This is a genomic window from Streptomyces swartbergensis (genome assembly GCF_002148965.1).
GTDB lineage: Bacteria > Actinomycetota > Actinomycetes > Streptomycetales > Streptomycetaceae > Streptomyces > Streptomyces swartbergensis.
In genome coordinates this window covers 1-5209 of the sequence record NZ_NGFN01000479.1, presented here as the reverse complement: position 1 = coordinate 5209, position 5209 = coordinate 1, and the positions used below count along the sequence as shown (strand labels likewise).

4 protein-coding genes and 1 pseudogene are annotated in these 5209 nt (G+C 70.3%); 4 read left to right on the top strand and 1 reads right to left on the bottom strand.

Annotated elements, in window-relative coordinates:
- The 3 genes from CA983_RS40400 to CA983_RS40390 all read left to right on the top strand — a co-directional run.
- Positions 1–382: substrate-binding domain-containing protein (locus CA983_RS40400; RefSeq protein ID WP_143645721.1), on the top strand; the 382-nt coding region annotated here is incomplete at its 5' end.
- A gap of 107 nt (positions 383–489) precedes the next feature.
- The gene (locus CA983_RS40395; protein ID WP_086605660.1) at positions 490–1707 is read left to right on the top strand and encodes a thiolase family protein; all 1218 of its coding nucleotides are present in this window, start codon (positions 490–492) and stop codon (positions 1705–1707) included.
- Positions 1704–3833 (top strand): 3-hydroxyacyl-CoA dehydrogenase NAD-binding domain-containing protein, encoded by a 2130-nt coding sequence (locus CA983_RS40390; RefSeq protein ID WP_086605659.1) that lies wholly within the window; start codon positions 1704–1706, stop codon positions 3831–3833. The genes CA983_RS40395 and CA983_RS40390 overlap by 4 nt, the downstream gene beginning before the upstream one ends.
- Positions 3834–3920: 87 nt before the next feature.
- Here the strand turns inward: CA983_RS40390 and CA983_RS40385 are convergent, their stop codons facing one another.
- A complete protein-coding gene (locus CA983_RS40385) occupies positions 3921–4937 on the bottom strand; it encodes a PLL family lectin (RefSeq protein WP_086605658.1) in 1017 nt (338 codons plus the stop codon).
- 82 nt (positions 4938–5019) lie between these two features.
- Here CA983_RS40385 and CA983_RS40380 point away from each other — a divergent pair.
- Positions 5020–5209 (top strand): annotated as a pseudogene (locus tag CA983_RS40380) (NTP pyrophosphohydrolase); the annotation flags it as partial.

Sequence of the window (5209 nt, the reverse complement as noted above, 5' to 3'; positions counted from 1 at the left end):
GGCCGGGGCGTGGCAGGTCGCGACCGACTTCTCGGGGGACGCGGGAGCGCGGGCGACGCGGTCACTGCTGTCGGCCGCGCCGCCGGACCGGCCGACGGCGATCGTGTACGACAACGACATCATGGCGGTGGCGGGGTTGTCGGTGGCGGCGGAGATGGGGCTGCGGGTGCCGGAGGACGTGTCGCTGCTGGCGTGGGACGACTCGCAGCTGTGCCGGCTGACGCATCCGACCTTGTCCGCGATGAGTCATGACGTGCACGGTTTTGGAGCGGACGTGGCTCGGACGTTGTTCGCGGTGATCACCGGGGACGGAGCGGCCGGGTCGCATCCCGTGCCGACTCCGGTGCTGACGCCGAGAGGGTCCACAGCGCCACCCCGGTGAGATGTGACGTTCACCGCTCGCCATGTCAGGACTGGGCAGCTACGTTACTCATAAGTAGCATGGGATGAGCAAGCGCTCAGCGTCCTGGACCCTGGAGGAGAGCCATCGTGCCTCGTACCGTCAGGGACGTCGTCTTCGTAGACGGCGTCCGCACCCCGTTCGGCAAGGCGGGCCCGAAGGGCATCTACCACGAGACCCGTGCCGACGACCTCGTCGTGAAGGCGATCCGGGAGCTGCTGCGCCGCAACCCCGGTCTCGACCCGAAGAAGATCGACGAGGTCGCCATCGCCGCGACCACCCAGATCGGCGACCAGGGCCTCACCATCGGCCGTACCGCGGGGATCCTCGCCGGCCTGCCGCAGTCCGTGCCGGGTTACTCCATCGACCGCATGTGTGCGGGCGCCCTGACGGCCGTGACCACGGTCGCCGGTTCCGTCGCCTTCGGTGCCTACGACGTCGCCATCGCCGGCGGTGTCGAGCACATGGGCCGTCACCCCATGGGTGAGGGCGTCGACCCGAACCCGCGGTTCGTCTCCGAGAAGCTGGTCGACGAGTCGGCCCTGTTCATGGGCATGACCGCGGAGAACCTGCACGACCGTTACCCGCAGATCACCAAGCTGCGCGCCGACGAGTACGCCGTGCGCTCCCAGGAGAAGGCCGCCAAGGCGTACGCCAACGGCAAGATCCAGGCCGACCTGGTGCCGGTCTCGGTGCGCCGCACCTCCCCCGAGGCCGGAGAGACGGGCTGGGGCCTGGTCACCGCCGACGAGCCGATGCGTCCGGGCACGACCCTGGAGAACCTCCAGGGCCTCAAGACCCCGTTCCGTGTGCACGGCCGGGTCACCGCCGGTAACGCGGCCGGTCTGAACGACGGCGCCACCGCCTCGCTCATCGCCTCCGAGGAGTTCGCGCGGGAGAACGACCTCCCCGTGAAGATGCGCCTGGTCTCCTACTCCTTCGTGGGCGTGGAGCCGGAGGTCATGGGCTACGGCCCGATCCCGGCGACGGAGAAGGCGCTGGCCCAGGCGGGCCTGTCCATCTCCGACATCGGCCTGTTCGAGATCAACGAGGCCTTCGCCGTCCAGGTCCTGGCCTTCCTCGACCACTACGGCATCGCCGACGACGACGAGCGCGTCAACCAGTACGGCGGCGCCATCGCCTTCGGCCACCCGCTGGCCTCCTCCGGCGTCCGCCTGATGACGCAGCTGGCCCGCCAGTTCGAGGAGCAGCCGCACGTCCGCTACGGCCTGACCACCATGTGCGTCGGCTTCGGCATGGGCGCGACGGTCATCTGGGAGAACCCGCACTTCGAGGGGGACAAGTGAGCACCACCGCCGAGCTTCTGAAGCAGGCTTCCGAGCTGTTCCCGGACGAGGTCGTCACGAGTGCGCACGTACGCCACTTCGACCTCCCCGCGGGTGCCGGGCGCTTCGCCCTGATCACCCTGGACAACGGCCACGACCACACCAAGCCGACCACCTTCGGCCCGGCCTCGCTGGCGAACCTCAACGCCGCGATCGACCAGGTCGAGAAGGAGGCGGCGGACGGCGAGATCGTCGGCGTCGGCATCACCGGCAAGCCGTTCATCTTCGCGGTCGGCGCCGACCTCAAGGGTGTGGAGATCCTCAAGGAGTACGAGCACGCGCTCGCCATCGGCAAGGGCGGCCACGAGGTCTTCAAGCGGCTGTCCAAGCTGGCCGTGCCGACCTTCGCGTACTACAACGGCGCCGCGATGGGCGGTGGCGTCGAGGTCGGTCTGCACTGCACCTACCGGACCGTCTCCTCGGCCGTCCCGGCGTTCTCGCTGCCCGAGGTGTTCCTCGGCCTGGTTCCCGGCTGGGGCGGCTGCACGCTGCTGCCGAACCTGATCGGCGCCGACAAGGCCGTCTCGGTGATCATCGAGAACAGCCTCAACCAGAACAAGCAGCTCAAGGGCAAGCACGTCTACGAGCTCGGGATCGCCGACGCGATCTTCGAGGGCGCGGACTTCCTGGAGCAGTCGCTGATCTGGACCGCGTCGGTCCTCAAGGGCGAGCTGGAGATCGAGCGCCCGGTGATCGACCGTGGCGAGGGCTGGGACCAGGCCGTCGCCAAGGGCCGTTTCATCGCGGACTCCAAGGTGCACGGCGCCGCCCCGGCCGCCTACCGCGCGCTGGACATCATCGCCGCCGCCAAGAACGGCGACCTCCAGCAGGGTTACGACGCCGAGGACAAGGCGCTCGCCGACCTGATCATGGGCGGCGAACTGCGGGCCGGCATCTACGCCTTCAACCTGGTGCAGAAGCGCGGCAAGCGTCCCGCGGGTGCCCCGGACAAGAGCCTGGCCCGCCCGGTTACCAAGGTCGGTGTCGTGGGCGCCGGTCTGATGGCCAGCCAGCTCGCGCTGCTGTTCCTGCGCCGCCTGGAGGTGCCGGTCGTGCTGACCGACATCGACCAGGAGCGCGTCGACAAGGGTGTGGGCTACGTCCACGCCGAGATCGACAAGCTGCTCGGCAAGGGCCGCATCAACCAGGACAAGGCCAACCGCCTCAAGGCGCTGGTGACCGGTGTCCTGGACAAGGCCGAGGGCTTCGCGGACGCGGACTTCATCATCGAGGCCGTGTTCGAGGAGATGGGCGTCAAGCAGAAGGTGTTCGCGGAGGTCGAGGCGGTCGCCCCGGCGCACGCGATCCTGGCCACCAACACCTCCTCGCTGTCGGTATCGGAGATGGCGTCGAAGCTGAAGCACCCCGAGCGGGTCGTCGGCTTCCACTTCTTCAACCCGGTCGCCGTGCTGCCGCTGCTGGAGATCGTCCGCGGCGAGCAGACCGACGACGCCTCCCTGGCCACGGCGTTCGGCGTCGCCAAGAAGCTGAAGAAGACCGCGGTGCTGGTCAAGGACGCCCCGGCGTTCGTCGTGAACCGCATCCTGACCCGCTTCATGGGCGAGATCCAGAACGTGATCGACGAGGGCACCCCGGTCGAGGTCGCCGAGAAAGCCGTCGAGCCGCTGGGCCTGCCGATGTCGCCGCTCGTCCTCCTGGAACTCGTCGGCCCGGCGATCGGCCTGCACGTCTCCGAGACGCTCAACAAGGCGTTCCCGGACCGCTTCACGGTCTCCCCGAACCTCAAGGCGGTCGTCGAGGCGGGCAAGCGCGGCTTCTACGTCTACGACAGCGGCAAGCCGGAGCTGGACCCGGAGGTCGCCGCGCTGCTGAAGCAGGGCGACACCGTCCTGACGGAGGAGCAGGTCCGCGAGCGCGTCCTGGACGCGGTGGCGCAGGAGATCGGCATCATGCTCGACGAGGGCGTCGTCGCCGAGGCGCAGGACATCGACCTGTGCCTGATCACGGGCGCCGGCTGGCCGTTCCACCTGGGCGGCATCACGCCGTACCTGGACCGCGAGGGCGTCTCCGAGCGGGTCAACGGCAAGAGGTTCCTGGCGCAGGGCGTGGCGAGCGTCCCCGCGTAACGCGTAACCCCTGAGGGGGGTGGGGCGTGCGGTGACGATCCGGACGCTCCACCCCCCTTCTGCGTGCCGCCACGGAGGAACGGGGTGTCAGATCTCCCGCCAGGCCTCCAGCGCGAGCCCCGGTTCGTCCTTGCGGCGGGTGAGCAGCAGTTTTCCGGTCGACGGGGAGAGGGAGGCCGCGACGACCTCATCGTGCTCGTCGAGCGCGAGCGACACCGTGGCGTCGGCGGGCAGTTGGGGGCCGGACTCGGTCCACCAGGCCCCGGCGGACTCCAGTTCGGTCGGATAGGCGGCGAAAGCGACCCGGCCGCTCGACGACCGCTGGGCGAGGACGGTGCAGTCGTGCCCCTCGATCTCACAGCGCACGGCGGACACGGGCCCCGGCCCGGCGGAGGCGATGAGCGTCACCGGCTTCTCCCCCGGGCGCCAGGCGCACAGGTCGCCGGAGAGGTCCGTGAAGAAGAGGGTGGTGTGCTCGGCGGACGTCGCGAGGGCGCGCAGGGTCCCCGGACGAACGGGCACGTCAACACCCTCCCCCCGTACCGGCGTCCGGCCCGGCTCCTCCTGCCGCCAGTGCAGAATCCCGCCGGCCGTGGCGGCATACACCTCGACCAGCCCCGACTCCCCCGTCACGGCGGCCAACTCGCCCTCGACGTCATGCCCCTGGAGGTCCTGCCAAGGCCCCCAGCCGCCCTTCTCCTTCTGGTTGCGCAGGCTCACTCCGCCGCCCTTGTTACGGACGAAGACATAGCCACGCCCCTGGGCGTCGACGGCGACGGCCGGCTCGCCCGTCCGGTCGCCCTTCTTGTCGGGGTGCCCGATCGGGATCCAGTCCAGGGGCGCGAGCCGGGGCCGGAAGTGGGTGGAGTGCACGAGTCCCGACTCGCCCGGCACGGTGGGCCGCCAGGCGGCCAGATGGGCGTAGCCGTCGGCACCCTGGCCGACCGCGACACCCGGGTGCAGCTTCTGGGTGCCGCCGACGGTTCGGGGGGCGTCCCAGGAGCCGGCGGGGCCGCGTTCGGCACGGCACAGGACGGCGTCGCCGGAGGGCAGGTAGACGGTGAGGCGGCCGTCGCGGCCGCGGATGAGCCAGTCGCCGTTCACCAGTTCACTTTACGCGGGCCGGGTGGCAGGCCGGCGAGCCCGCCCCCTGCCTGGCCGAGATCCGCCGTGCGACCCTGACGACATGAACAGCAACGCTCCCTTGCTTGTCGTCGTCGACGCCGCGAATGTCGTCGGGTCGGTGCCCGACGGTTGGTGGCGGGACCGGAAGGGGGCGGCGGAGCGGTTGCGGGACCGGTTGGCGTCGGACGGGGTGCCGGGCGTGGACGGGCCGGTGGAGGTCGTGCTCGTGGTGGAAGGGGCGGCACGGGGGG